The sequence below is a fragment of the Roseicella frigidaeris genome (genome assembly GCF_003258945.1).
GTDB lineage: Bacteria > Pseudomonadota > Alphaproteobacteria > Acetobacterales > Acetobacteraceae > Paracraurococcus > Paracraurococcus frigidaeris.
On the sequence record NZ_QLIX01000019.1, the window covers coordinates 74,585 to 99,516 of the forward strand.

Sequence of the window (24,932 nt, forward strand, 5' to 3'; positions counted from 1 at the left end):
GGCGCGAGCCTCGCCGGCAGGGAAGAAACAGGGGGCGAGGCGTCCATGGCAACCCGCAGGCAATTCCTGGCCGGCGCCGCCGGCAGCGGCGTCATCTTCTGCGGCTGCGGGCTGCACCGCGCGGCCGCCGCGACCGGCGCGCCGCGGCGCGCGGTCGCGGTGGGCGGCAAGCCGGTCCGCACCGTCGACGTGCATGCGCATTGCGTCTTCGCCGAGACGCTGCCGCTCGTCGGCAACGATCGTTCGATCATCGGCCCGAGCGTCCGCGGCGCCGAGGAGACCTTCCTCGATGTCGGCAAGCGCTTCGCCGCCATGGATGCGCAGCGCGTCGACATGGAGGTGCTCTCGGTCAACCCCTTCTGGTACCGGCGCGACCGCGACCTGGCGGCGCAGATCGTCAGGATCAACAACGAGACGATGGCCGCGCTCTGCGCCGCGCATCCCGAGCGCTTCGCCGGCTTCGCCTCGCTCACCCTGCAGGATCCGCAGCTCGCGGTGCAGGAGCTGGAGACGGCGATCCGGCAGCAGGGGCTGAAGGGGGCCGCGATCGGCGACAGCGTCGGCGACCGGGAGTTCTCGCACCCGGATTTCCACCCGGTCTGGGCGAAGGCGGAGGAGCTCGGCGCCGTGCTCTTCATCCATCCGCAAGGCGTGCCGGAGCTCAGCCGCCGCCTCGCCGGCAATGGCTGGCTGCCGAACGCCATCGGCAATCCGCTGGCGACGACCATCGCCCTGTCGCAGCTCATCTTCAACGGCACGCTCGACCGCTTCCCAGGCCTCAGGATCATCGCCGCGCATGGCGGCGGCTACCTCCCCTCCTATGCCGACCGCTCCGACCATGCCTGCCTGGTGAGCCCCGCCGGCTGCGACCCGACCATCCGCCTGAAGCAGCCGCCGAGCGCCTATCTGCGGCAGATCTGGTTCGATTCGCTGATCTTCACGCCGGAGGCGATCCGGCACCTGCAGGCCCAGGTGGGGGCCTCGCAGATCGTGCTCGGCAGCGACTATCCCTATCCCTGGTCGCTGCGGCCGGTGGACCACATCCTCGCCTGCGCCTCGCTGAACGACGCGCAGAAGCGCGCGGTGCTGGGCGAGACCGCGGCGCGGCTGCTGCGCCTCAAGGCTTGACGGGCGGCGCCCAGGGAGAGAGCCAGGGGGGGGAGAGCCAGGGGGAGGGAGCCAGAGGGGGAGAGGCCGCGAGAAGCCGCCGCCGCGGGCCGTTGACCGGCCGCGGACAGGGACCAATTTCCTACCCGTGACCCCCTCCCCTCCCGCCACCGCCCTCGGCAGCCTGCTGGCCCGTCCCCTCAAGCGGGCCATCGCCGGCCAGGTCGCCGCCATCTTCAACGATCGTCGCCAGGGCGAGCGCCCGGTGCAGCGCCGGCCGGACGGGCTGTTCGGCCCGGACGCCGTCGCCTGGCGGGTGCATGGCGACGTCGCCGGCATGATGGTCGGCGGCATCGCGGCGCTGATGCTGCAGATGCTGCACCCGGCCGTGCTCGCCGGCGTCTGGGACCATTCCCGCTTCCGCGACGACCTCTCCGGCCGGCTGCGGCGCACCGCCCGCTTCATCGCGCTGACCACCTATGGCGGCCGCGCCGAGGCGGAGGCGGCGATCGCCCGGGTGCGGGCCATCCACGGCCATGTCCGCGGCAGCCTGCCGGACGGCACGCCCTATGCCGCGAACGACCCGGCGCTGCTCGCCTGGGTGCATGTGACCGAGACGGCGAGCTTTCTCGCCGGCTGGACCCGCTATGCCGAGCCCGGCATGCCGGGCGCCGCGCGCGACCGCTACTTCGCCGAGATGGCGCGGATCGGCACGGCGCTCGGCGCCGATCCGGTGCCGCGGAGCCGGGCCGAGGCGCGGGCGATCATGGCGGCGATGCGCCCGGCGCTGCGGGTCGACGGGCGCACGCGGGAGATCGCGCATCTGCTGCTGGCGCGGCCGCCGGCCGAGCCATGGCAGGCGCCCCTGCAGGCCATCACCCAGCAGGCCGGGCTCGACCTGCTGCCGGACTGGGCGCGGCGGATGCACGGGCTGGAGCGGCCGCCGGCGCGGCCGCTGCTGCGGGCGGGCACGCGCGGCGTGGCGGAGGCCATCCGCTGGGCCTTCCGGCCCTGAGGCCGGCCCCTCAGCCGAGCGGCGCGCAGGCCTCCCGCAGCCAGGCCGCGGTGGCCGGGTCGCAGGCCGGCCCGATCTCCGCCAGCACCCGGGCTTGGTAGGCCTCCACCCAGGCCCGCTCCGCCGGGGCGAGCAGGGCCAGCTCGATCAGCCGCCGGTCATAGGGCGCTAGGGTCAGCGTCTCGAATTCCAGGAAGGGCTTCACCTGGTCCGGCTGCTCGGCGGCCGGCTGCACCAGCAGCAGGTTCTCGATGCGGATGCCGTACTGCCCGGGCAGGTAGTAGCCCGGCTCGTCGGAGAGGATCATGCCGGGCGCCAGCGGCACCGGCTTCGCCGCCCGGCTGAAGGCGACCGGCCCCTCATGCACCGAGAGGAAGCTGCCGACGCCATGCCCGGTGCCATGGTCGTAGTCGAGCCCGGCCGCCCAGAGCGCCCGCCGGGCGAAGGCATCGAGATGCGGCCCGGCGACGCCCTGCGGGAAGCGCAGCGTCGCCAGGGCGATGTGGCCCTGCAGCACCCGGGTGTAGCGCTCCCGCAGCAGCGCCGGCGCCGGGCCGGGCCCGGTCCAGAGGGTGCGGGTGACATCGGTGGTGCCGTCCAGGTACTGCGCGCCGCTGTCGATCAGGTAGCACTCGTCCGGCCGGATCGCCCGGTTGCTCGCCGGCGTCGCGCGGTAATGGATGACCGCGCCGTTCTCCCCGGCGCCGCTGATCGCCGGGAAGCTCTCGGCGCGGAACAGCGGCACCTCGCGGCGGAAGCCGAGCAGCCGCTCGGCGGCGCTCATCTCGCTCTCCCGGCCGGTCGGCGCGGCGCTGCCGAACCAGGCGAGGAAGCGGGCGAGCGCGACGGCGTCGCGGCGATGCGCGGCGCGCGCGCCCGCCTGCTCCACGGGGTTCTTGCAGGCGCGCGGCAGCCGCACCGGGTCCTCGCCGGCCGAGACGGTCGCACCCGCCTCGCGCAGGGCTTGGGCGAACCAGGCCGGCGTCGCCTCCGGATCGACGCGGACCTTGCGCCCGCGCAGCGCCTCGAGCGCCGCCGGCAGGGCGGCGCGCGGCCGCACCGTCACCGCATTGCCGAGATGCGCGCGCGTCTCCGCCGGCACCTTGCCCGGCTCCAGGAAGAGCTCGGCCGAGGCATCGGCGCGCAGCAGCCCGAAGCCGAGGGCGAGCGGCGTGTGGTCGAGATCGCCCCCCCGGATGTTGAACAGCCAGGCGAGCGAGTGGCTGTCCGCCAGCACCGCCGCATCCTCGCCCGCCTCCCGCAGCGCCTGGGCGGCGGCGAGGCGCTTCGCCTCGGCATCGAGCCCGGCCTGGGCCAGGGGATGCGGCACGGCCGGCGCCATGGGCGGCGCCGGCCGGTCGGCCCAGATGGCGTCGAGCGGGTTGGAGGGCAGCGGCACCAGGATGGCGCCGGAGGGCTCGAGCCGCTGCAGCGCGGCCTCCGGATGCAGCCAGGGATCGTAGCCGATGCGCTGCCCCGCGGCGTGCTCCTTCAGCCAGTCGGCCACCGGCTGCTCGGTGATGTGCCGCAGCTCCCAGAGCGCCGGGTCGAGCTGCTGCCGCGCCTGGGTGGTGTAGCGGCCATCGGTGAAGAGCGCCGCCCGGTCGGGCAGCACCACGGCGAGGCCGGCGCTGCCGGTGAAGCCGGTCAGCCAGGCGAGCCGCTCGCCCGCGGCCGGCACGTATTCGCCAAGATGCTCGTCGGCGCGCGGGACCAGGAAGCCCGCCACCCCGGCCTTGCGGAGTTCGGCGCGCAGCGCGGCGAGGCGGTCGGCGGGGGTCATGCGGCGCGTCCTTGCTGATCGGCCGAATCTCGCCGGATTCGGCAGCCCGCGGAAGGGCAGGCCGAGATAAACGGATTATGCACGGCATTTCGGCACTTCATGCCTCGCCTGCATAGCTCCGCTGCACCTTTCGCGCGCGTTCCGCTGCGGCAGCGAACCTATGTTGCGTTGCGGTGGGTGGCGACAGGTCACCCATGGTGCCGGGACAGCCCGGTTCACTCATCGGACACACATCATGGACCCCCGTCTTCTCCGGGCGGAAGCCGCCTACCTCCTGCCCCTGCCCGCCTCGCCGGCCGAGGAGCGCGCCCGCGCGCTGCGCCTGGCCGCGGCCGAGGCCTACCAGGCCGGCCTCGGCCGCGCCGGCCAGGCGCTCCTCGCCCGCCTCGACAACGCCCTGTTCGGCTGGGTCCGGCGCAGCCGCGTCCGCGCCGAGCTCGAGGCGCTGAGCGACCGCGAGCTGGCGGACATCGGCGTGTCGCGCGGCGAGATCGGGCGCATCGTCGTCGAGGCCGAGAAGGCCGCGACGCCGCGCCCGGCGCAGCGCCCCGCCGGCCTGCGGCTGCCGCACCCGGCCTGACCGCCTGCCCGCGGCGGCGGCCCTGCAGCAGATCCCGTTCGAGTGGACACACTCGAACGGGTGAGGATGCTCCGACGATAACGGGCTGGAGCATTTGCCGTGACCGCAGGTGAACGGGCCATGCTCCGGCGCCGTCCGGCGATCGGCATGCGCCCAGCTCGGCTCCAGGCGCGAGGCATAAGCTGGCTGCATGACGGACCCGGCGCAGAGCGCGCTTGTTGCCGCCCTGACGCATCCGGTCTGATCGCCGCATGCGCCGCCCTGCCGCCTCGCCTCCGGGCCTCTGGATCATCGTCACCGCCGCTGCCGCCTCCATCAGCCTCGCGCTGGGCATGCGGCAGACCTTCGGCCTCTTCCTGCTGCCGCTCTCGGCCGAGGCCGGGATCTCGCCGGCGGTGCTCGGCGGCGCGGTCGCACTGCACAACCTCGTCTGGGGCCTGGCCCAGCCGGTCAGCGGCGCCATCGCCGACCGGCACGGCGCCGGCAAGGTGATGGCGGCCGGCGCCCTGCTGCTCGCGGCCGGCGTCGGGCTGCCGGCGCTCTGGATCTCGGCCCCCGCCATCCTCGTCGGCATCGGCCTCCTCACCGGCCTCGGCGTCTCCTGCTGCGGCACCGGCGCGGCCCTCGCCGCCGTCGGCCGGGCCGTGCCGCCGGAGCGGCGGGGCGAGATGATCGGCCTCGCCTCGGCCGGCGGCTCGCTCGGCCAGGCCGCCATGGTGCCGCTGGCGAGCAGCCTGATCGGCGCCGTGGGGGCGGTCGCCACCCTCGGCATCCTCGGCCTCAGCCTGCTGCTCATCCTGCCGGCGGCGCGGCTGGTCGAATGGCGGGCCCCGCCGCAGCGGCCGGGCCAGGCGGCGACCGGCCTCGCCGGGCTGCCGGCCCTGGCCCGGATGGCGCTGGCCAACCGCGACTACGCGCTGCTGACCGGCGGCTTCTTCGCCTGCGGCTTCCAGCTCGCCTTCCTGACGATGCACCTGCCGAGCCACCTCGCCCTTTGCGGGTTGCCCACCGGCCTCGGCGCCATGGCGCTGATGACGATCGGCCTGTTCAACATCCCCGGAAGCTGGCTCTGCGGCCGCGTCAGCAACGTGATGCAGCCGGAGATCGCGCTCGGCTGGATCTATGCGCTGCGCAGCGTGGCGATCGCCTGCTTCGCCTATGCGACGCCGAGCTATGCCGGCACGCTGGTCTTCGCCGCGGTGATGGGCTTCGTCTGGCTCGGCACCATCCCGCTGACCAGCGCCGCCATCGCCCGGCGCTTCGGCGTCGCCGATCTCGGCGCGCTCTACGGCCTCTGCTTCCTCAGCCACCAGCTCGGCGGCTTCCTCGGCGCCGCCGCGGGCACGGTGCTGCTGGCGGCGGCCGGCAGCTACCAGGCCTTCTGGCCGGTGATGATCGCCGTCGGCGTCGCGGCGAGCGCCATGAACTGGCTGGCGCGCCCGCCCCTCCGCGCCATCGCCTGAACCGGCCGCCTCAGCGCGGCCCGCGCCGCAGCACCAGCGTGGTCCAGGGCCCGACATCGATGCGGCGTTCCAGCCGCAGCCCCTGGCGGCGATGCGCCGCCAGCACCATCCGCGCCTGGGTGCCGAGCAGCCCGGCGAGGATCGCCGTGCCGCCCGGCGCCAGATGCGCCGCGAGGTCGCGCGCCATGGCGCAGAGCGGCCGCGCCAGGATGTTGGCGAAGACCAGGTCGTAGCGCCGGCGCCGGATCTCGGGGCCCTTCCAGCCATCGGCGAGGCGCGCCGCGACCAGCCGCTGCACGCCGTTCAGCGTGGCGTTGTCCGCCGCCACCCGCACCGACCAGGGCTCGATATCGGTCGCCAGCACCGGCCGGCGCAGCAGCTTCGCCGCGGCGATGGCGAGGATCGCCGAGCCGGTGCCGAGATCGAGGAGGCGGCGCGGGCGGCGATGCGCCATGCCCTCCAGCGCCCGCAGGCAGCCCTGGGTGGAGGCGTGCTCGCCGCTGCCGAAGGCCAGCCCGGCATCGAGGCGCAGCACGATCCGCCCGGGCGTCACCGGGTTCGGCAGATGCGTCGGCCGCACCAGGAAGCGGCGGCCGATCGGCGCCTCCGGGAAGCCCTGGACGGTGCGGGCGAGCCAGCCTTCCGCCTCGATCGGCCCGGCCTGCAGCGCCGGCGGCGCGATGCCGGCCACGGCGGCGGCGAGCGCCAGCGCGCCGGTGAGCTCGTCATCCCCCTGCCCCGCCTCGCGCACCCCCTCGACGCGCCAGGTGTCGCTCGGCTCGTCGCGGAAGAGGGCGACGCTGACGCAGACCGTCTGGAGCGCCGCCTCGAAGGCCGGCACCGCCTCCTCCGGCAGATCCTCGACCGCCAGCAGCTCCAGCGGCTCGGTGCGGCGGCGGGAGAGCGGCGTCGGCCAGTCGGCGCCGGAGTCGCTGCCCGGCGGCGTCACGAGGCGCGCTCCAGGAAGCTGTCGAGCACCCGCTTCGGATCGGATTTCTCGAAATCGACGTCCACCCGGTTGTCCTCCACGGCCGTGACCCGGCCATAGCCGAATTTCCGGTGGAAGACCCGCTCGCCCACCTTCAGCGGCGAGGCATGGGCGGGACGGGCCTGCACCTCCCAGGCGCCGGCCTCGATGGTGCGCGGCCGGCGGGCCAGCAGCCCGCCGCTCCCGGTGAAGACCGAGGGCATGTCGATCGCGCGGTTGCGGGCCATGCCGGCGCTGCCCTCGCGCTGCACCTGACCGGCCGGCAGCTCGTCGAGGAAGCGCGAGGGGATGGAGCTCGACCAGTTGCCGTAGACGCGGCGGTTGGCGGCGCAGGAGATGATGGCGAGCTTGCGGGCGCGGGTCAGCCCGACATAGGCGAGGCGCCGCTCCTCCTCCAGGCCGCGCTCGCCGCCCTCCTCCAGCGCCCGGTTGTGCGGGAACAGCCCCTCCTCCCAGCCGGGGAGGAAGACCATGTCGAATTCCAGCCCCTTCGCCGCATGCAGCGTCATCAGCGAGAGCCGGTCGCCCGAGGCGTTCTCGTCATTCTCCATGACCAGCGCCACATGCTCGAGGAAACCGTTCAGGGTCTCGAACTCGCCGAGGGCGCGGACGAACTCCTTCAGGTTCTCGAGCCGGCCCGGCGCCTCGGGCGACTTGTCCTGCTTCCACATCTCCGTGTAGCCGCTCTCGTCCAGCAGGGTCGCGGCGGTGACGACATGCCCCTCCCGCCCGAGCTGCTCGCGCCAGCGCGCGAAGCCGTGCAGCAGCTCGCCGAGCGCGGCGCGCGCCTTGCCGGTGAAGCCGCCGGCCTCGACCAGCCGCGCCGCCGCGGCGGCCAGCGGGATGCGCTCGGCGCGGGCGAGCTCGTGCATCCGCCGCATGGCGGTATCGCCGAGGCCACGCTTCGGGACGTTGACGATGCGCTCGAAGGCGAGGTCGTCGGAGGGCTGGGCGAGGACCCGCAGATAGGCGAGCGCGTCGCGGATCTCGGCCCGCTCGTAGAATTTCAGCCCGCCGACGACGCGATAGGGGATGCCGAGGGTGATCAGCCGCTCCTCGAAGGCGCGGGTCTGGAAGCCGGCGCGGACCAGGATGGCGATCTCGGCCAGCTTGTGGCCGCTGCGCTGCGCCGCCTCGATGCGCTCGCCGACCATGCGCGCCTCCTCCTCGGAATCCCAGAGGGAGACGACGCGCACCTTCTCGCCCTCCGCGTCGTTGCGCCCGGCCCTGAGCGTCTTGCCGAGCCGGCCGGAGTTGTGCGCGATCAGCCCGCTGGCGGCGGCGAGGATCGGGCGGGTGGAGCGGTAATTGCTCTCCAGCCGCACCACCCGGGCCTTCGGGAAATCCTTCTCGAAGCGCAGGATGTTCTCGATCTCGGCGCCGCGCCAGGAATAGATCGACTGGTCGTCGTCGCCGACGCAGCAGATGTTCTGGTGCCCCTGGGCGAGCAGCCGCAGCCAGAGATACTGCACCAAGTTGGTGTCCTGGTACTCGTCGACCAGGATGTAGCGGAAGCGCCGGTGCCAGTCGGCCAACACCTCCGGATGACTGCGCAGGATCTCCACCATGTGCAGCATCAGGTCGCCGAAATCGGCGCAGTTGAGATCCTTCAGCCGGTCCTGATAGGCGGCGTAGAGGCTGCGGGCGCGGCCGCCGGCATAATCCGTGTCCTCGGCGGGCGTCACACGGTCGGGCGTGATGCCGCGATCCTTCCAGCGCTGGATCGCCGCCATCAGCCCCGGCGCCGGCCAGCGCTTGGCATCGATGCCGCCCGCATCCATCACCTGCTTCAGCAGGCGCATCTGGTCGTCGGTGTCGAGGATGGTGAAGCCGCTGGTCAGCCCGACCAGCTCGGCATGCCGGCGCAGCATGCGGGCGCAGAGCGCGTGGAAGGTGCCGAGCCAGAGCCCCTCGGCGGGGCGCTGGATGATGGCGGAGACGCGCTCGCGCATCTCCCGCGCCGCCTTGTTGGTGAAGGTGACGGCGAGCACCTGGCCGGGGAAGGCGCGGCCGGTCATCAGCAGATGCGCGAAGCGGGTGGTCAGCACGCGGGTCTTGCCGGTGCCGGCGCCGGCGAGGACCAGGAGCGGCCCGTCGAGCGTCTCCACCGCCTCCCGCTGCTCCGGGTTGAGGCGGGAGAGGTAGTCGGGGATGGGAGCATGGGGCGGGGGCACGCAGGCCCCTATAGAACACCTGGCGAACTGCTCCAACTATCTCCGTCTCTGAGCGGGCAGTTGGCTCGGCGCGTCAACCGCGAGTGGGAAGACGATCGGATGCACAGGTTCGGGCACCTTACCCACCCAAAAGAAGCCGGTGCAGGTCGGCGATGCGGATCTCCCCTGCCTGTTCGGAAGCATCCTGCCGCATGGCCAGGATCGCCTCGATAAACCTGGCGCAACGCTCGGGCGTATCGAGTATGGCGCCGCCGCGATCGAACTCGGCGAGAAGGGCGATGACACGTTCGCTGCCATGGAGAGCGATGCGGCCTTTCGCCGCGGCAAGCCGTGCCAAGGCTTGCCGTTCCGCGGTTTCGTCCTTAGCGCGCTGGGCCAGGACCAGAACGCCCGTAGCGCTCCAGAATTCGGCATAGGTCTCGAAGTGCGCGGATCGTTGCGCCTTTTCCAGCTCGGAGAACCTGGCATGCAGAAGGTTTCGATCAGCTCTCTGCTGTTCGACGAGGCGCGCCAGCTCCGCCTTCCGATCCTCGAGATCGCGGTCGAACCACGCTTTCAGGGCAGCCGCCAGCCCGACGCCCAGGATCACGCCGATCAGACCGATCATCGCCGCCAACAGTTTGGGATCGCTTTCCATGTTTCCCTCCGCTGCGCCACGATTCGATGCGGTCGCACTGCCCGGGGATCACTATCCTCGAGTCATCGACCCACCCAGAGGGGTCGAAACCATGAGGACCAAGCTGCCGACAGCGGATGTCACCTGGTATTTCGACACCGTCTCCCCCTTCTCCTGGATCGCCCTGCCCCGCATCGAGGCGCTGGCGGCGCAACGCCCGGTGCGCTTCCGCCCGGTCGTCCTGGGCGCGATCCTGGCGCATTGGGGCACGGTGGGGCCGGCCGAGCTGCCGCCGAAGCGGCTGCACACATACCGGCTCAGCCAGTTCCTGGCCGAGCGCGCCGGCCTGCCGATGCGCTTCCCGCCGCGGCATCCCTTCCGCTCGCTGGAGGTGCAGCGCCTGCTGACCGCCCTCGGCGGCGCGTCGGCGGCGGTGCGCACCGCCTTCGCCTGCATCTGGCAGGACGGGGTCGATGTCGGCACGCCGGCGGGCTTCGCCACGCTCTGCGACCGGCTCGACATCGCCGATCCGGCCGGGCTGGTGGCGGCGCGCGGGGCGAAGGACGGGCTGCGGGCGGCAACCGAGGCGGCGATCGCCGCCGGCGTCTTCGGCGTGCCGACGCTGCGCATCGGCGCCGAGCTCTTCTGGGGCGTCGATGCGCTGCCGATGGCCGAGGCCTATTTCGCGGCGCCGGATCTGTTCCGCGGGGCGGCGATGGCCCGGCTGGCCGATCTGCCGGTCGGCGTCGCGCGGCGCGGCTGAGCCGCCCCGCGCGGCCGCCCGTGCCCGCTACTCGGCGGCCTGCCGGTAGCGCCGGGCGTATTGCGCCAGCGCGTCATCCGCCACCGGCTCGATCGGCGTGAAGTCGGTATGGGCGATCCATTCCGGCCGGGTCGGCTTGCGGATGTGGTTCGAGACGGCGTTCAGCGTCAGGTAGACGATCTTGCGCGGATAGGGGGTGATGTTCGGCGCCGAGCCATGCACCAGGTTGCCGTGGAACATCAGCAGCCCGCCCGGCTTGCCGGTCGGCGCGACGATCCCGCCTTCCTGCACCAGCTTCGTGACGGTCGCCTCGTCCAGCGTCCAGAGCGGGTAGGAGGTGGTGCTGAGGTCGTGCCCCGCCTCGAGGTTGCCGTGATGCTGGCTGCGCGGGATCAGCATCAGGGGGCCGTTGATCGGCATCACCTCGTCGAGGAAGACGGCGATGTTCATCGCCCGCGGCTCCGGCATGCCGTCGTCGCGCAGCCAGGTGCCGTAATCCTGGTGCCACTGCCAGACATCGCCGGTGAAGGCTGCCTTGGCGTTGATCTTGAACTGATGCATGTAGAGCTTCTCGCCGAAGATCTGCTCGATCGGCTCGATCATGCGCGGATGCGCGCCGAGCAGGCGGAAGGCCTCGTTGTAGGTATGGGCGGCGAAGGCGGTGCGCGGGGCGCCGGATTTCTCGCGCCAGATCTCCGGGCGGTTCTCGCGATAGACGGCCTCCGCCTCCTCGCGGAGCGTGGCGATCTCCTCCAGCGTGAAGGTCTCGGGCAGGAAGAGCCAGCCTTCCTCGTGGAACTGGCGGATCTGGTCGTCGGACAGCCGCATGGGTTTGTCTCCCTGTCTTTCCTGGACAGGGGGCATTCTAGGCCGGCGGGCGGCGCGGCCAAAGGCTTTCCACCGTCATGCCTCGCCCCTCCCGGCATCGTCCGTCCCGAGGGGCGGCGGGAACCGCAACGCCCGGGGGCCTCCTCAGTCCGGACGCCGCGGCCGGGCCCCCAGGATATGGGCGATGGCGTAGACCAGGTCCGGCCGGTTCAGGGTGTAGAAGTGGAATTCGTCGATGCCGTTGGCCTGCAGCAGCCGCACCTGCTCGGCCGCGACCACCGCCGCCACCATCCGGCGGGTTTCCGCATCCTCCTCCAGCCCCTCGAAGAGGCGCCCCATCCAGTCCGGCACGCCGGCGCCGCACATGGCGGAGAATTTCCGCATCTGGGTGAAGTTGGAGACGGGCATGATGCCGGGGACGATCGGAACGGTGATGCCGGCCGCCAGGGCGCGGTCGAGGAAGCGGAGGAAGATCGCGCTGTCGAAGAAGTACTGCGTGATGGCGCGCGTCGCGCCGGCATCGATCTTCCGCTTCAAATTGTCGAGGTCATGATCGGCCGAGAGCGCGGTGGGGTGGATCTCGGGATAGGCGGCGACGCTGACCTCGAAGGGCGCGATCCGCCGCAGCCCGGCGACCAGATCGACGGCATAGGCATAGCCCTCGGGATGCGCCTCGTACTGCGCCATGCCGGCCGGCGGGTCGCCGCGCAGCGCCACGATGTGCCGGACCCCCGCCTCCCAGTAGGCCCGGGCGACCTCGTCCACCTCGGCCCTCGGCGCCCCGACGCAGGTCAGGTGCGCGGCCGGGGTGAGGCGCGTCTCGCGCACGATCCGGGCGACGGTCGCATGCGTCCGCGCCTGGGTGGTGCCGCCCGCGCCGTAGGTCACCGAGACGAAGCGCGGCGCGAGCGGCTCGAGCCGCCGGATGCAGGACCAGAGCTGGGCCTCCAGGGCCTCGGTCCTCGGCGGGAAGAATTCGAAGGAGAGCGCCGGGGCCGGCTGGGCGGCGAGTTGCGGCAAGCCATCGACCCGGGGCCCGGTCAGCCAGCGCTGCAAGGTGCCGCGCGGCGCTCCGGACGCCCCCTGGGCGGACAGGCCGGTCTGGTTTTGCTCGATCTCCGCCACCTCGGCCCCTTATCAACGTCTTCGCAAGCGCCGCGACCGGATACAGTTTGTGGCGTTGCAGCGCTACCCTGGCGGTCATAATGACCTAAGGGATCGCGGGATGGAGGCCACTTGCGTGGCAGCCGTCATTCACCTTGGCGCAATGTTGCGCCCCAGCATCGTGAGAGGTTGCCGTCGTCGATGCCCTCCCCGCACCGCTTTGCCGCCGCGCTCCTGACGCTGGCGCTTCTGGCTGGTTGTGCCGCAAGGCCGGATCCGACGGACCCGGACGCGGTGGCCGAGTTCAAGCAGAACAACGACCCGCTCGAGCCGTTCAACCGCACCATGTTCTCGATCCATCAGGGCATCGACAAGGTCGTGCTGCGCCCGGTGGCGGTGGCCTACCGGGACGTGGTGCCGCAGCCCGTGCGCGCCGGCGTCAGCAACGTCCTCGGCAATCTCCGCACCCCGGTGATCCTGGCCAATGACATGCTCCAGGGGGAGCCGCGCCGCGCGGGCGATACGCTCGGACGCTTCCTGATCAACTCCACCCTCGGCCTCGGCGGCATCTTCGACGTCGCCGGCGACCACTTCGGCGTGAGGGGGCACAGCGAGGATTACGGCCAGACCCTCGCGGTCTGGGGCGTCGGCGAGGGCGCCTATCTCTTCATCCCGGTCCTCGGCCCCTCCAACCCGCGCGACCTCAGCGGCTTCGGCCTCGGCATCGCCTCCGATCCGCTGACCTGGGTGGGCCAGGGCGTCACGGTGGACGTGCTGACCGGGGTCCGCGCCGGGATGACCGTGATCGATACGCGCGAGTCGCTCATCGAGCCGCTGGATGCCGTCAACCGGGACTCGCTCGACCCCTATGCCGTGCTGCGCAGCGCCTATCGCCAGCGCCGCAACGCCGAGATCACCAACAGGCTGGACAATGTGGCGCCCGCCAACGCCGGCGCCACCGGCTTCGGCGTCGGCAAGGGCATCGTCCCGAACCCCTGATCGCCGCATCCCATCGCTCCGGGAGAATTTCATGACGTCTTCGTTCCATCGCCGCCTGCTGCTCGGCACCGGCCTAGGCCTCGCGGCCGCGGGCCGTGCCTCGGCGCAGCAGGATATTGGCCGTGCCGCCAGCTTCATCCAGGCCACCGGCCAGGACCTGGTCGCCGCCATCAACGACACGCGCGCGGACCTGCCGACGCGCCGGCAGCGGGTTGCCAGCGTCCTGCGGAAGGCCGTCGACATCGAGGGGGTGGGCCGTTTCATCCTCGGCCGCTGGTGGCGCCAGGCCACGCCGCAGGAGCAGCAGGACTACCTGAAGCTCTTCGAGGAGACGCTCATCCGCAACCTCTCCGCCCGGTTCGGCGAGTATCAGGGCGTGCGCTTCTCGCTCGGCCGCAGCCAGCAGCGCACCGAGGATGACGTGCTGGTGAACACCATCATCGAGCGGCCGAACAGCGCGCCCTTCGCCCTCGACTGGCGGGTCGGCGACATCAACGGCCAGCCGAAGGTGGTGGACGTGATCGCCGAGGGCACCTCGCTGCGGCTCACCCAGCGCAGCGAGTACTCGGCGGTGATCCAGCAGAACAACGGCTCGATCGCGGCGCTGCTGACCGCGATGCGCCGGCAGATCCAGCAGCTCTCGGCGCGGGAACAGGGCGGCCGCTGAGCCGGACGGGCGGGCGGCCCCGCGCCGCCGGCCCGGCCCCTGCCCCCTTCCCTCGGGACTCCGTAGTTTCGGCCTTCCCGCCCGGGGGTGCGCGATGCTCTGCTTCCGGCAACAACATGCCGGGAGGATCACCGATGCGCCGCCGCCTCGCCCTGTCGCTGCCGTCCCTGCTCGCCGTGGCCACCCTGCTGCCACGGGCCGCGCGGGCGGCCGCCTTCCCCGACCATCCCATCACCCTTGTCACCGGCTATGCCCCGGGCGGCAGCACCGATATCGCCGCCCGCATCCTCGCCGACCGCATGCCGCTGCATCTGGGACCGGAGGCGCGCATGCTGGTCGACAACCGCCCCGGCGCGGCGGGCGTCATCGCCACCGAATGGCTGAAGCGCCAACCGGCCGACGGCCACACCATCATGGTGACGGAGACCGGTGCCGCCGCCGCCGCGCCGGCGGCCTATATCGGCGGCACCCGCTACGACCCCATCGCCGACTTCACCCATCTCGGCATCGTCAGCACCCCGCCCGGCGTGCTCGTGGTGACGGAGCGCTTTCCCGGCCGCACGCCGGCGGAGGCGCTGCAGGCCCTGCGCAGCGCCCCGCCGGAGCGGCTGACCTATGCCAGCTCGGGCGTCGGCGGCGTGCTGCATCTCCGTGCCGAGATGCTCGCCCGCGCCTTCGGCACCCGCTACGTGCATGTCCCCTATCGCAGCGGCGCCCAGATGCTGCAGGCGATCCTGACCGGCGAGGCGCAGTTCGGCGTCGCGGCCCTCGCCTCCGCCACGCCGCTGCTGCGCGAGGGCAAGGTGCGCGGCGTCGCCATGGTCGGCGACCGGCGCTTCCCGCTCTATCCGGAGATTCCGACCCTCGGCGAGCTCGGCGTGCCGGGCTTCGACAATGGCGGCTTCTTCCTGCTGATCGGCCCGGCGGGCCTGCCGCTGCCGGTGGCGGAGGCGTTGAATGGGGCGCTCCGCGCGACCCTCGCCGACCCCCTGGTCCGCGACCGACTGCTGACGGCGGGGCACGAGCCGCCCGCGGGGCCGAACGACCTCGCCGCCGCCCGGGCCTTCATGCAGCGCGAGCTGGCCGCCTATCAGGACATCGTCGAGCAGACCGGCATCCGGCTGCAGCCCTGAGGGCCGGGCCGGTCGGAGAAATTCAAACAACAGGCCAGACCACGATCCGTGAACCCGGGTGAACGGATCCTGGTCCAGAGCAGATCCCGATCAGGTGGACTCACCTGATCGGGTGAAGATGTTCTGAAAACAATAGTCTAGGGCACTTCCCCTGAACCGGCGCTCAGGGGAAGCGCCCTAGCGGGAGCGCAGGCTCTCGAAGACGATCATGCGGCGCCCCCGATAGGGGAAGGCGTCGCATTCCACCATGCCGATATCCTGCAGCACCGCGCGGGAGGCGTGGTTCTCCTCCCAGGCCACGGCGATGATGCGGTCGAGCCCGGCGCGGTGGCCGAACTCCAGCCCGGCCCGCGCCGCCTCCCGCGCATAGCCCTTGCCGCGGCATTCCGGCCAGAGGGCGAAGCGCATCGCCACGCCGCGCCCGTCCGGCCGCTCCATCAGCCCGGCGATGCCGAGGAACTCGCCCGTCCCGGTCAGGTAGACGCACCAGGTGCCGTAGCCGCGCACCTGCCAGAACTCGATGTCGTCCTCGAGCTCCTCGCGCGTCCGCTCCTCCGAGCGCGTGCCGTGCAGCATGAGCTCGAAGACGCGGGGATCGGATTTCAGCCGGATGAGGTCCGGCAGGTTCTCCTTGCCCGGGGGCACCAGCGTCAGCCGCGGGGTGCGGACGAGGCGCCCCGGCATCGGGACGGGCGGCGCGAGCCGCATGGCGCGGCCTAGCGTGTCAGCGGCCGGTACTTGATGCGGTGCGGCTGGTCCGCCGCGGCGCCGAGGCGGCGGCGGCGATCCGCCTCATAGGCCTGGTAGTTGCCCTCGAACCACTCGACATGGCTGTCGCCCTCGAAGGAGAGGATGTGCGTCGCCAGCCGGTCGAGGAACCAGCGGTCGTGGCTGATGATCACCGCGCAACCGGCGAAATCCTGCAGCGCCTCCTCCAGCGCCCGCAGCGTGTCGACGTCGAGGTCGTTGGTCGGCTCGTCGAGCAGCAGCACGTTGTGCGGCCGCTTCAGCATCTTCGCCAGGTGGACGCGGTTGCGCTCGCCGCCCGAGAGCACGCCGACCGGCTTCTGCTGGTCGCCGCCCTTGAAGTTGAAGGCGGCGCAATAGGCGCGGCTCGGCACCTGCCGCTTGCCCATCGGGATCATGTCCATCCCGTCCGAGATCTCCTGCCAGACGGTGCGGTCGTCGCGCAGGCTGTCGCGGCTCTGGTCGACATAGCCGAGATCGACCGAATCGCCGACGGTCAGCGTGCCGGCATCCGGTGTCTCCTGGCCGGTGATCATGCGGAACAGCGTGGTCTTGCCGGCGCCGTTCGGGCCGATGACGCCGACGATGCCGCCCGGGGGCAGCTTGAAGGAGAGGTCGTCGATCAGCAGGCGGTTGCCGTAGCCCTTGCGGATGCCCTCGGCGGTGATGACGAGGTTGCCGAGGCGCGGCGCCGGCGGGATCTGGATCTCGGTCGGGTCGGGGGCCTTCTCCTGGCTCTTGGCCAGCAGCTCCTCATAGGCCTGGATGCGGGCCTTGCTCTTGGCCTGGCGGGCGGAGGGGCTGCGGCCGATCCATTCCTGCTCCTCGGCGAGCTGGCGCTGCCGGGTGCTCTCCTCCTTCTCCTCCTGCGCCAGGCGCTTGCGCTTCTGCTCGAGATAGGCGGAGTAGTTGCCCTGGTAGGGAATGCCGCGGCCGCGATCGACCTCGAGGATCCAGTTGGTGACGTTGTCGAGGAAGTAGCGGTCGTGGGTGACGATCAGCACCGCGCCCTGATAGTCGCGCAGCGTCTTCTCCAGCCAGGAGACGCTCTCGGCATCGAGGTGGTTGGTCGGCTCGTCGAGCAGCAGCAGGTCCGGCTTCTCGAGCAGCAGCCGGCAGAGCGCGACGCGCCGCCGCTCGCCGCCCGAGAGGTTGGTCACCGGGCTCTCGGCCGGCGGGCAGCGCAGCGCGTCGAGCGCGATGTCGAGGGTGCGGTCGATCTCCCAGCCATTGCCGGCGTCGATCCGCTCCTGCAGCTCGGCCTGCTCGGCGAGGAGCGTGTTCATCTCCTCCTCCGACATCTCCTCGGCGAATTTCATCGAGATCTCGTTGAAGCGGTCGAGATCGGCCTTGAGCTGCTTGAAGGCGAGCATGACGTTCTCGCCGACGGTGAGATCGGGCTCGAGATGCGGCTCCTGCGGCAGGTAGCCGACCCGGGCGCCCTCGGCGGCCCAGGCCTCGCCGCCGAACTCCTTGTCCTGCCCGGCCATGATGCGCATCAGGGTCGACTTGCCGGCGCCGTTCGGGCCGAGCACGCCGATCTTGGCGTCGGGGAGGAAGGAGAGGGTGATGCCCTTGAAGACCTCGCGCCCGCCCGGATAGGACTTGGTGAGGTCTTTCATGACATAGACGTACTGGTAGGCGGCCATGCGCGGAATCCTGGGGGCGTGGGGGTTGCGGGCTTTCTAGAGCAGATCGCCGCGGCGCGGAAACGCCCGGGGGCAGGAATCTCCCCGGCCGGGGGCAGCGGCCTGCCTCAGTGCCCCTGCCTCAGTGCCCTTGGCGCCGGGCCCGGCGGGTCGGGGCGTGGAAATCGTCGGGCTTGCCTCGGAGCCAGCCGAGGAAGCGGGCGATCTCCGGCTCGGCTCGCAGGCTGGCGATGTCGGACAGGCGGCGTGCCAGCTCGGCCTCGGAGAAACGGGCATGGATCGCGCTGTGGCAGATCTGGTGCAGCCGCACCGTGCCGAGCCGCGCCCCGCCCTTCAGCCGCGGCACCAGATGGTGCCGGCTGGATCGCGCCCCGGGCGGGATGGGGCGGTCGCAGAGCGGGCAGATCACCGGCCCCGCAGCGGGGCCTTGCGGGGAGCGAGGGGTCGGGCGGGGCATGCGTAGGCTGCATCTAGGGTCGCCCGGCCGCCTTCGCCACCCGTCTGGCCACCCCATCCGGCCGCCCGCTCAGCCTAGGGTGATCCCGGCCTCGCGGATCACCTGCTCGCAGAGGCTGCGCTGCGCCTCCAGCCAGCGCCGGAACTCGGCCGGCGTGTTGCCCTGCATGACGGCGCCGGAGGCATCCATCCGCTGCCGCACGCCAGGATCGCGCGCCGCCTGCCCGATCGCCGCGGCCAGGCGCTCGATGATCGGCGCCGGCGTGCCGGCGGCGGCGAAGACGCCGTTCCAGTCGTTCATGTCGAAGCCGGGGAAGCCGCTCTCGGCGAGGGTCAGGATCTCGGGCAGGGTCGGCACGCGCTCGAGGCTGGTCACCGCCAGGATCCGCGCCTGCCCCGCCTGCACCGGCGGGCGTATCGAGTTGGTGGTGATGACGACCGCATCCACCACCCCGGCGGCGATGTCCCGCGCCGCATCGGCGCCGCCGCGATAGGGGGTGTGCACCAGCCGGATGCCGGCCTGCTTCTGGAAGGCCTCGCCGGCCAGATGCGCCATGCCGGCGGCGGGCGGCGTGCCGTAGCTGATGCCGCCGGGCCGGGCCTTGGCGAGGGCGATGAACTCCCCGATCGTCCGCGCCGGGAAATCCCGCTTCACCGCGATCACCTGCGGGAAGAGGCAGAATTGCGAGACCGGGACGAAGGCGGTGCGGTAGTCGAAGCCGAGATCCTTCATCAGGGCGGGGTTGGTGAGCTGGTTCGCGGCATCGACGAGGAAGGTGTAGCCGTCGCGCGGCGATTGCAGCGTGGCATTGGCCGCGATCACGGCATTGCCGCCGGTGCGGTTCTCGATCACCACCGACTGGCCGAGGATCTCCCCCATCCGCTGCCCGCAGGTCCGGGCGGCGGTATCGGCGGCGCCGCCGGCGGCGAAGGCGACGATCAGCCGGATCGGGCGGCTCGGCCAATCCGCCTGGCCCTGGGCGCGGACGCCAAGGGCCGGCAAGGCCAGCGCGAGCCCGAGCGCCGCCCGGCGCCGGGGGATGGTCACAGCCGGTTCTCGCGCCCGTAGCGTCGCTCGAAGGCGGCGATCTCCTCCTCATAGCCGGCGGTGAGGCCGAAATCGTCGAGCCCTTCCAGCAGGCAGTGCTTGGCGAAGGGGTCGATCTCGAAGCCATGCACCGACCCGTCCGGCGCCGTCACGGTCTGGGCCGGCAGGTCGATGGCGATGCGCGCGCCGGGCTCGGCCTCCAGCATAGCCATGATCGCCTCCACCGCCTCGGCCGGCAGCACCACCGGCAGCAAGCCGTTCTTGGTGCCGTTGGTGCGGAAGATGTCGCCGAAGCTCGGCGCGATGGCGCAGCGGAAGCCGGCATCGAAGAGCGCCCAGACGGCGCTCTCGCGCGAGCTGCCGCAGGCGAAATTGCGGCCCGCGACGATGATCCGCGCCGGCTGCCACTCCGGCCGGTTCAGCGGGAAGTCCGGGTCCTGGCCGCCATCCGGCCCGCGCCGCGCGTCGTGGAAGAGGAACTGCGCATGGTCCACCTCCCGCGGGCGGGAGAGGAAGCGCGCCGGGATGATGCGGTCGGTGTCGATGTTCGGCTGCGGCAGCGGCACCGCGACGGCATCGAGATGGCGGAAGGCCTCCATGGCGTCAGCCCTCCAGCAGCCGGCGGACATCGGTGAAGCGGCCGGTGACCGCGGCCGCGGCGGCCATGGCGGGGCTCAGCAGATGCGTCCGCGCACCGGGCCCCTGCCGCCCGACGAAATTGCGGTTGGAGGTGGAGGCCACCCGCTCCCCGGGCGCGGCGATGTCGCCATTGGTGCCGAGGCACATGGAGCAGCCGGGCTCGCGCCAGGCGAAGCCGGCGGCGCGGAAGACCTCGTGCAGCCCCTCCGCCTCGGCCTGGCGCTTCACCGGCTCGCTGCCCGGCACCACCCAGGCGGTGACGCCCGGCGCCACCCTCCGCCCAGCCGCCACCGCGGCGGCGGCGCGCAGATCCTCGATGCGGGCATTGGTGCAGCTGCCGATGAAGGAGCGGTCGATGGCGATGTCGGTCAGCCGGGTGCCGGGGGCGAGGCCCATATAGTCGAGCATGCGCCGCATCTGCGCCCGCCGCTCAGCATCCGGCGCCGCATCCGGGTCCGGCACCGCGCCGCCGATCGGCAACGCATCCTCCGGGCTGTTGCCCCAGGTGACCATGGGCTCGATCGCGGAGCCGTCCAGCGTGACCTCGGCGTCGAAGGCGGCGCCGGCATCGCTCGGCAGCTCTCGCCAGCGCGCCACCGCGGCGTCCCAATCGGCGCCCCGCGGCGAGAAGGGCCGCCCCTCGAGATAGGCATAGGTGGTCTCGTCCGGCGCCACCATGCCGGCGCGGCCGCCGGCCTCGATCGACATGTTGCAGAGGGTGAGCCGGCCCTCCATCGAGAGGCCGCGGATGGCGCTGCCGGCATATTCGATGACATGCCCCGTCGCCCCGGCGGCGCCGATGCGGGCGATGATGGCGAGGATCACGTCCTTGCCCGTCACCTGCGGCCCGAGGCGCCCCTCGACGGCGATGCGCATGCTCCGCGGCTTGCGCTGCCAGAGCGTCTGCGTCGCCAGCACATGCGCCACCTCGGTGCTGCCGATGCCGAAGGCGAGCGCCCCGAGCGCGCCATGGGTCGAGGTGTGGCTGTCGCCGCAGACGATCAGCAGGCCGGGCTGGGAGAGGCCGGTCTCGGGCCCGACCACATGCACGATGCCCTGGTTCGGATCGCCGAGGCCGAATTGCCGGATGCCGTGCTCGGCGGTGTTGCGGGCGAGCTTCTCGACCATCTCCCGGTGGCGCGGATCCTCGATCTCCTCGACCCGGCGGCCGGCGGTGGAGACGTAATGGTCGGGGGTGGCGAAGATGCGCTCGGGCGCGCGCGGCGTCAGACCGCGCCGGCGCAGCACGTCGAAGGCGGTGGCGCCGCCGTCATGCAGCAGGTGGCGTCCGACATAGAGCAGGGTCTGGCCATCCTCGCGCTCCAGCACGCGGTGGCGGGACCAGATCTTCTCGAACAGCGTGCGCGGCGCGTCCATGCGCATCCCTCCTCAGCCTCGGCGCGGCCGCTCAGTCGGCCGGCTCCCGGTCCAGCCGGACCGCGATGCCCTCGAGCCCCGGCACCGCCGGGTAACGCCGCATCACCAGCGGATCATGGCCCGGGACGATGTGGCGCGGATCGGGCGCCAGGGCGCGCAGCCGGTCGAAGCCCTCCAGCATGTCGCCGACATGGAAGGCGGTGGTGAAGGGCCGCTTCGCCTCGAGATTCTCGTAGAAATGCGTGACGTCGGAGGCGATCACCACCCGGCCCCGCGCGGTCTCGACGGTGACGCATTGCAGGCCCATGGAATGCCCGCCCATCGCATGCAGGCTGAGGCCCGGCGCCAGCTCGGCATCGCCCTCATGGAACACCACGCGGTCGGCGAAGGTCATGCGGACGATGCCGGCGACATCCTCCACCTCGAAGGAGTGGCGCAGGCGGTGGTGGCACATGTAGCGGCCAGTCGCGTAGCGCATCTCCGCCTCCTGCAGGTGGAAGCGCGCGCGGGGGAATTTGTGGAAACTGCCGACATGGTCGTAGTGCAGGTGGCTGATGACGACATCCTCCACCGCATCCGGCTCGACGCCGAGCAGCCGCAGCCCCTCGACCGGGCAGCGGAGATAGGTGCGGCGGCGCCGGGCCGCGACCTCGGCGGTGAAGCCGGTGTCGATCACCCAGGCGCGGCCATCGCCGACCGCCACCCAGACGAAGTAGTCCATGGGCATCGGCGCGTCATGCGGGTCGCCGCCGATGAAATGCTCCTGCCGCTTCGCGTCGCGGGTGGCGTAGCGCAACGCATAGAGCGCGTAGCGGGCGGTCATGCGCGCCCCTCTCCCGCCCGCCGTTCAGCCCTTGTCGGCATCGAGCACCGCCTGCACCGCGGCCGGATCGGCGGCGATGGTCACGCCGGCCCGCTCGGTCTGCAGCTTCATCGGGATGCGGGAATCGAGATGCCCCCAGCCGCGCGCCATCGCCTCGTTCATCTCCTCGAGGGTGAGCTGGCAGAAGCGCATGGGCACGCCGAGCTCCCGCCCGAGGGAGGTGGCGAGGGTGACGTCCTTATGCGCCAGCTTCAGCGCGAAGGCCGGCGGGTCGTAGCGGTCGACCAGGAACTGGTCGACCAGCCTGTCGAAGGTGCGGCGCCGGCCGAGCGCCCCCTGGCGCACCGCCTGCCAGAGCGCGAGCGGCTCCATGCCGGCCTTCACCCCCATGGAGAAGACCTCGGCCATCGCCGTCTGGATCGCGTAGCCGGCCATGTTGTGCACGAGCTTGGCGACGGTCGCGCTGCCGATCGGCCCGATATAGGCGGCCTGGTCGCCGATGGCGTCGAGGACCTTCTTGTGCTGGTCGTAGACGGCGCGGTCGCCGCCGACCCAGATGGCGAGCTTGCCGGTCTCCGCCCCCTTGGGGCCGCCGGAGACGGGCGCGTCGAAGCCATGCGCCCCCTTCTCGGCCAGCGCAGCGTGCACCCGCTGCATCAACGTCCGGCTGTTGGTCGAGAGGTCGAAATAGGCGAGGCCCGGCCGCGCCCCGGCGAGGAGGCCATCCGGCCCGAAGACCACCGCCTCCACCTCGGCCGGTCCGGGCAGGCTGGTGAAGACCACGTCGCAGCGCTCGGCGATCTCGCGCGGCGAGGCGCCCCATTCGGCGCCATTCTCCAGATGCCGCGCCGCCGCGTCCCGGCGCGCATCCAGCACCATGAGCCGGTACTGCGACTTCTGCAGATTGGCCGCCATGAAGGCACCCATGGTGCCGAGGCCGATGAAACCGATCCGCATGCTGTTTCCCCCCTTCCCCTTGCCCCCGCCGTTGCGCCGGCAGGCGGGATGGCATCGGCCCCCGGCGCGGCGCGTCCGGCGGCCGGTTCGCCGCGGAGGGGGACGGCGGCCCAGCGAGGCCGGCGACGCGCGCCCATGGATGTCGATCCCCCCAGGCCGGCCATGCCCTGGCCACCCTGGTAGGCGATCCTAGGTCATTCGACCGCCTGCGCAAGCGGGCTGCCCGGCCCTGCCGAGGCAGCGGCGGCACCACGCACCGGCGACGGCGGCTTCAGGCGAGGGGTTGCCGGGTCTGCATCGCGGACCGCAGATCGAGGCCCGGCAGGCCGGGCGTCACCAGGCGTCGCCGCCGTGGAACGGCTCGTGTCGGCTGGCGGCGAGGCGCTCCGTCGCGCCGCCGATCGAGATGGCCAGATCCCGCACCGTCGCAATCATCTCATGGCCGAGCGTGAAATCCTCGGCGAGGAGATGCTCGGCCACATGGAAGACCTGCGACACCTCGGCGCCCCGCAGCACGCCCTTCTGCTGCAGCATGCCTACCAGGGTGCCGAGGGTCAGCGCGAGCGCGTTGATCTGCTGCTGGTGCGGATGCTCCATCGCCGTGCCGGGGGGCATCAGGTCGAACGGCAAAGCAGGCCCTCCATTCATGGGATGCGGCAACGATATCTCCATCGCTGGGGTTCTACTCCGATGTATCCATTCGTTACAAAGATGACAGATGTTACCCGGCGAGCGGAGCACAAGAACTTGAAGTCGTTACAGAAGGCCATCGCGATTGCTGCAGCGCCGTCAGACGGCCTGGCGATTCCCAACTCCGGCGTGAATTCCCGGGCAGAATCCCATGCAGGGGACTGCATGCCGGGTTGGCCGTCCTGAATCCCTCATCGGCCCAGGCCGGAGCGGCTTTACGCCAACCCTGTTGCGAGGCCGCGCGGGCCCTTGCGCTCAGTCGTTCGGATGCAGCCCGGCATCGCGGACCACCCGCACCCAGCGCTCGCGGTCTCGCCCTGCGGTCGCGGTGAGAGTCGCCGGCCCGCCCCAGGCCGCCTCGGCGCCGAGCCCGAGCAGGCGCGACCGGAGATCGGCCTCCGCCAGCACCGCCTCGCTGGCCGCGACCCATCTCCGCTGCGCCGCATCCGGCAGGCCGGCAGGCCCGAACAGGCCGAACCAGGTCTCGACGACGAAGCCCGGCACGCCGGCCTCCTCCCCCGTCGGCAGATCGGGCGCCAGCGGCGTGCGCGCCGCGCCGGTCGTGGCGAGGGCGCGGGCCGAGCCGGCCGCGACATTCGGCAGCGCGGTCAGGGGCGGATCGAACAGGGCATGCACGTCGCCGCGCCGCATCTCGGCATAGACCCCGCCGGTGCCGCGATAGGGCACGTGCACCATCCCCGCCCCGGTCAGGAGGTTGAACAATTCGCCGGTCAGATGCGGAATGGTGCCGATGCCCGAGGAGCCGAAATTCACGCCGCCCGGATGGGCCTTGGCCCAGGCGACGAACGCGGCGAGGCTGCGCGCCTGCAGGCCAGGCGCGATCAGCACCAGGTTCGGACTCTTCGCCAGCAGGGCGATCGGCGTGAAGTCGCGCTCCGGATCGTAGGGCAGCTGCGCCTGCAGCGCCGGACCGGTCGAATGCGTGCTGTTGGTGGTGAAGAGCAGGGTCAACCCATCCGGCGCCGCGCGCATCACATGCTCGGCCGCCGGCACGCCGCCGCCGCCGGGCCGGTTGTCCACGACGACCGGTTGCCCGAGCCGGTCCGCCAGCGACGGCGCCATCAGCCGCGCCAGCGCATCCGTCGGGCCGCCGGCTGGAAAGGGCAGGACGAGGCGCACGGGGCGCGAAGCCTGCGCCCGGGCGACGGAGGGCAGGAGCAGGCTGGCCAACAGCAGGGGGCGGCGACGCATGGCCGCCTGCTTAGCAGGCTGCTGAAAAACTGTCGCGTTGGCGGCTCTGGCGTGATTCCTTCTGGTCAGGCGGGAGGCGGGCGATGCGCGGCACGGACGATCGGACGGAGAGCC

General features: G+C 72.1%; 24 protein-coding genes. 8 read left to right on the forward strand and 16 right to left on the reverse strand.

Going from position 1 to position 24,932, the window contains the following annotated elements:
• Nucleotides 1–45: 45 nt before the first annotated feature.
• Both DOO78_RS19900 and DOO78_RS19905 read left to right on the forward strand, forming a co-directional pair.
• Nucleotides 46–1,128 (forward strand): amidohydrolase family protein, encoded by a 1,083-nt coding sequence (locus DOO78_RS19900; RefSeq protein WP_111471620.1) that lies wholly within the window; start codon nucleotides 46–48, stop codon nucleotides 1,126–1,128.
• A 127-nt stretch (nucleotides 1,129–1,255) separates the two neighbouring features.
• Nucleotides 1,256–2,122, forward strand: a complete 867-nt coding sequence (locus tag DOO78_RS19905) for an oxygenase MpaB family protein (RefSeq protein ID WP_111471621.1) — start codon at nucleotides 1,256–1,258, stop codon at nucleotides 2,120–2,122.
• 10 nt (nucleotides 2,123–2,132) lie between these two features.
• On the opposite strand, the gene DOO78_RS19910 is transcribed toward DOO78_RS19905, so the two are convergent.
• Nucleotides 2,133–3,905: an aminopeptidase P family protein gene (locus DOO78_RS19910; RefSeq protein ID WP_111471622.1), complete on the reverse strand. Its 1,773-nt coding sequence runs from the start codon at nucleotides 3,903–3,905 to the stop codon at nucleotides 2,133–2,135.
• 235 nt (nucleotides 3,906–4,140) lie between these two features.
• On the opposite strand from DOO78_RS19910, the gene DOO78_RS19915 reads away from it, so the two are divergent.
• Both DOO78_RS19915 and DOO78_RS19920 read left to right on the forward strand, forming a co-directional pair.
• A complete protein-coding gene (locus DOO78_RS19915) occupies nucleotides 4,141–4,485 on the forward strand; it encodes a DUF1127 domain-containing protein (RefSeq protein WP_111471623.1) in 345 nt (114 codons plus the stop codon).
• Between the two features lie 251 nt (nucleotides 4,486–4,736).
• Nucleotides 4,737–5,948, forward strand: coding sequence for an MFS transporter (locus tag DOO78_RS19920; protein WP_111471624.1), 1,212 nt, complete (start codon nucleotides 4,737–4,739; stop codon nucleotides 5,946–5,948).
• A 10-nt stretch (nucleotides 5,949–5,958) separates the two neighbouring features.
• Here DOO78_RS19920 and DOO78_RS19925 read toward each other — a convergent pair whose 3' ends face one another.
• The 3 genes from DOO78_RS19925 to DOO78_RS19935 form a co-directional block, all read right to left on the reverse strand.
• Nucleotides 5,959–6,897 carry a 50S ribosomal protein L11 methyltransferase gene (locus DOO78_RS19925; protein ID WP_111471625.1) on the reverse strand — a complete coding sequence of 313 codons (939 nt, stop codon included), beginning with the start codon at nucleotides 6,895–6,897 and terminating at the stop codon, nucleotides 5,959–5,961.
• Nucleotides 6,894–9,110 (reverse strand): ATP-dependent helicase, encoded by a 2,217-nt coding sequence (locus DOO78_RS19930; protein ID WP_243634637.1) that lies wholly within the window; start codon nucleotides 9,108–9,110, stop codon nucleotides 6,894–6,896. Before DOO78_RS19930 ends, DOO78_RS19925 begins: the two co-directional genes overlap by 4 nt.
• A 118-nt stretch (nucleotides 9,111–9,228) precedes the next feature.
• Nucleotides 9,229–9,747 (reverse strand): hypothetical protein, encoded by a 519-nt coding sequence (locus DOO78_RS19935; protein ID WP_111471626.1) that lies wholly within the window; start codon nucleotides 9,745–9,747, stop codon nucleotides 9,229–9,231.
• A gap of 91 nt (nucleotides 9,748–9,838) precedes the next feature.
• Here DOO78_RS19935 and DOO78_RS19940 point away from each other — a divergent pair, with 91 nt between their 5' ends.
• On the forward strand, nucleotides 9,839–10,489 hold the full coding sequence (locus DOO78_RS19940) for a DsbA family protein (RefSeq protein WP_165838995.1): 651 nt from the start codon (nucleotides 9,839–9,841) through the stop codon (nucleotides 10,487–10,489).
• 27 nt (nucleotides 10,490–10,516) lie between these two features.
• Here DOO78_RS19940 and DOO78_RS19945 read toward each other — a convergent pair whose 3' ends face one another.
• Together DOO78_RS19945 and metF are read right to left on the reverse strand one after the other, a co-directional pair.
• Nucleotides 10,517–11,317 carry a phytanoyl-CoA dioxygenase family protein gene (locus tag DOO78_RS19945; RefSeq protein WP_111471628.1) on the reverse strand — a complete coding sequence of 267 codons (801 nt, stop codon included), beginning with the start codon at nucleotides 11,315–11,317 and terminating at the stop codon, nucleotides 10,517–10,519.
• A 144-nt stretch (nucleotides 11,318–11,461) separates the two neighbouring features.
• Complete coding sequence (gene metF / locus DOO78_RS19950; RefSeq protein WP_243634652.1) at nucleotides 11,462–12,433, reverse strand: methylenetetrahydrofolate reductase [NAD(P)H]; 972 nt, start codon at nucleotides 12,431–12,433, stop codon at nucleotides 11,462–11,464.
• Between the two features lie 282 nt (nucleotides 12,434–12,715).
• On the opposite strand from metF, the gene DOO78_RS19955 reads away from it, so the two are divergent.
• The 3 genes from DOO78_RS19955 (at nucleotide 12,716) to DOO78_RS19965 (ending at nucleotide 15,220) form a co-directional block, all read left to right on the forward strand.
• Entirely contained in the window at nucleotides 12,716–13,420 is a 705-nt protein-coding gene (locus DOO78_RS19955) for an MlaA family lipoprotein (protein ID WP_243634640.1), read from the forward strand.
• Between the two features lie 31 nt (nucleotides 13,421–13,451).
• Complete coding sequence (locus DOO78_RS19960) at nucleotides 13,452–14,087, forward strand: MlaC/ttg2D family ABC transporter substrate-binding protein (RefSeq protein WP_111471630.1); 636 nt, start codon at nucleotides 13,452–13,454, stop codon at nucleotides 14,085–14,087.
• Between the two features lie 134 nt (nucleotides 14,088–14,221).
• Complete coding sequence (locus DOO78_RS19965) at nucleotides 14,222–15,220, forward strand: Bug family tripartite tricarboxylate transporter substrate binding protein (protein ID WP_165838996.1); 999 nt, start codon at nucleotides 14,222–14,224, stop codon at nucleotides 15,218–15,220.
• Between the two features lie 177 nt (nucleotides 15,221–15,397).
• Here the strand turns inward: DOO78_RS19965 and DOO78_RS19970 are convergent, their stop codons facing one another.
• From DOO78_RS19970 to DOO78_RS20015, 10 genes are all read right to left on the reverse strand, one after another.
• Nucleotides 15,398–15,928: a GNAT family N-acetyltransferase gene (locus tag DOO78_RS19970; RefSeq protein WP_111471632.1), complete on the reverse strand. Its 531-nt coding sequence runs from the start codon at nucleotides 15,926–15,928 to the stop codon at nucleotides 15,398–15,400.
• A gap of 8 nt (nucleotides 15,929–15,936) precedes the next feature.
• The gene (gene ettA / locus DOO78_RS19975; RefSeq protein ID WP_111471633.1) at nucleotides 15,937–17,616 is read right to left on the reverse strand and encodes an energy-dependent translational throttle protein EttA; all 1,680 of its coding nucleotides are present in this window, start codon (nucleotides 17,614–17,616) and stop codon (nucleotides 15,937–15,939) included.
• Nucleotides 17,617–17,737: 121 nt separating this feature from the next.
• Nucleotides 17,738–17,962, reverse strand: coding sequence for a hypothetical protein (locus DOO78_RS19980; RefSeq protein WP_243634642.1), 225 nt, complete (start codon nucleotides 17,960–17,962; stop codon nucleotides 17,738–17,740).
• Between the two features lie 180 nt (nucleotides 17,963–18,142).
• Nucleotides 18,143–19,120: a Bug family tripartite tricarboxylate transporter substrate binding protein gene (locus DOO78_RS19985; RefSeq protein ID WP_111471635.1), complete on the reverse strand. Its 978-nt coding sequence runs from the start codon at nucleotides 19,118–19,120 to the stop codon at nucleotides 18,143–18,145.
• Complete coding sequence (gene leuD / locus DOO78_RS19990) at nucleotides 19,117–19,719, reverse strand: 3-isopropylmalate dehydratase small subunit (RefSeq protein WP_111471636.1); 603 nt, start codon at nucleotides 19,717–19,719, stop codon at nucleotides 19,117–19,119. Before leuD ends, DOO78_RS19985 begins: the two co-directional genes overlap by 4 nt.
• 4 nt (nucleotides 19,720–19,723) lie before the next feature.
• The gene (gene leuC, locus DOO78_RS19995; protein ID WP_207802982.1) at nucleotides 19,724–21,136 is read right to left on the reverse strand and encodes a 3-isopropylmalate dehydratase large subunit; all 1,413 of its coding nucleotides are present in this window, start codon (nucleotides 21,134–21,136) and stop codon (nucleotides 19,724–19,726) included.
• A 31-nt stretch (nucleotides 21,137–21,167) separates the two neighbouring features.
• The gene (locus DOO78_RS20000; protein WP_111471638.1) at nucleotides 21,168–21,959 is read right to left on the reverse strand and encodes an N-acyl homoserine lactonase family protein; all 792 of its coding nucleotides are present in this window, start codon (nucleotides 21,957–21,959) and stop codon (nucleotides 21,168–21,170) included.
• Between the two features lie 24 nt (nucleotides 21,960–21,983).
• Nucleotides 21,984–22,916, reverse strand: a complete 933-nt coding sequence (locus tag DOO78_RS20005) for an NAD(P)-dependent oxidoreductase (protein WP_111471639.1) — start codon at nucleotides 22,914–22,916, stop codon at nucleotides 21,984–21,986.
• A 333-nt stretch (nucleotides 22,917–23,249) separates the two neighbouring features.
• The gene (locus DOO78_RS20010; RefSeq protein ID WP_111471640.1) at nucleotides 23,250–23,546 is read right to left on the reverse strand and encodes a hypothetical protein; all 297 of its coding nucleotides are present in this window, start codon (nucleotides 23,544–23,546) and stop codon (nucleotides 23,250–23,252) included.
• Nucleotides 23,547–23,861: 315 nt separating this feature from the next.
• Entirely contained in the window at nucleotides 23,862–24,818 is a 957-nt protein-coding gene (locus tag DOO78_RS20015) for a Bug family tripartite tricarboxylate transporter substrate binding protein (RefSeq protein ID WP_111471641.1), read from the reverse strand.
• Nucleotides 24,819–24,932 lie beyond the last annotated feature (114 nt).

What these genes read in the sequence shown, in the direction of transcription:
- leuC (WP_207802982.1), bottom strand. Translation starts at nt 21,136, where the DNA reads ATGGACGCGCCGCGCACGCTGTTCGAGAAGATCTGGTCCCGCCACCGC.
- DOO78_RS19965 (WP_165838996.1), top strand. Translation starts at nt 14,222, where the DNA reads ATGCGCCGCCGCCTCGCCCTGTCGCTGCCGTCCCTGCTCGCCGTGGCC.
- DOO78_RS19935 (WP_111471626.1), bottom strand. Translation starts at nt 9,747, where the DNA reads ATGGAAAGCGATCCCAAACTGTTGGCGGCGATGATCGGTCTGATCGGC.
- DOO78_RS19920 (WP_111471624.1), top strand. Translation starts at nt 4,737, where the DNA reads ATGCGCCGCCCTGCCGCCTCGCCTCCGGGCCTCTGGATCATCGTCACC.
- DOO78_RS19970 (WP_111471632.1), bottom strand. Translation starts at nt 15,928, where the DNA reads ATGCGGCTCGCGCCGCCCGTCCCGATGCCGGGGCGCCTCGTCCGCACC.
- DOO78_RS19960 (WP_111471630.1), top strand. Translation starts at nt 13,452, where the DNA reads ATGACGTCTTCGTTCCATCGCCGCCTGCTGCTCGGCACCGGCCTAGGC.
- DOO78_RS19940 (WP_165838995.1), top strand. Translation starts at nt 9,839, where the DNA reads ATGAGGACCAAGCTGCCGACAGCGGATGTCACCTGGTATTTCGACACC.
- DOO78_RS19910 (WP_111471622.1), bottom strand. Translation starts at nt 3,905, where the DNA reads ATGACCCCCGCCGACCGCCTCGCCGCGCTGCGCGCCGAACTCCGCAAG.
- DOO78_RS20000 (WP_111471638.1), bottom strand. Translation starts at nt 21,959, where the DNA reads ATGACCGCCCGCTACGCGCTCTATGCGTTGCGCTACGCCACCCGCGAC.
- DOO78_RS20015 (WP_111471641.1), bottom strand. Translation starts at nt 24,818, where the DNA reads ATGCGTCGCCGCCCCCTGCTGTTGGCCAGCCTGCTCCTGCCCTCCGTC.
- DOO78_RS20005 (WP_111471639.1), bottom strand. Translation starts at nt 22,916, where the DNA reads ATGCGGATCGGTTTCATCGGCCTCGGCACCATGGGTGCCTTCATGGCG.
- DOO78_RS19900 (WP_111471620.1), top strand. Translation starts at nt 46, where the DNA reads ATGGCAACCCGCAGGCAATTCCTGGCCGGCGCCGCCGGCAGCGGCGTC.
- DOO78_RS19945 (WP_111471628.1), bottom strand. Translation starts at nt 11,317, where the DNA reads ATGCGGCTGTCCGACGACCAGATCCGCCAGTTCCACGAGGAAGGCTGG.
- DOO78_RS19915 (WP_111471623.1), top strand. Translation starts at nt 4,141, where the DNA reads ATGGACCCCCGTCTTCTCCGGGCGGAAGCCGCCTACCTCCTGCCCCTG.
- leuD (WP_111471636.1), bottom strand. Translation starts at nt 19,719, where the DNA reads ATGGAGGCCTTCCGCCATCTCGATGCCGTCGCGGTGCCGCTGCCGCAG.
- ettA (WP_111471633.1), bottom strand. Translation starts at nt 17,616, where the DNA reads ATGGCCGCCTACCAGTACGTCTATGTCATGAAAGACCTCACCAAGTCC.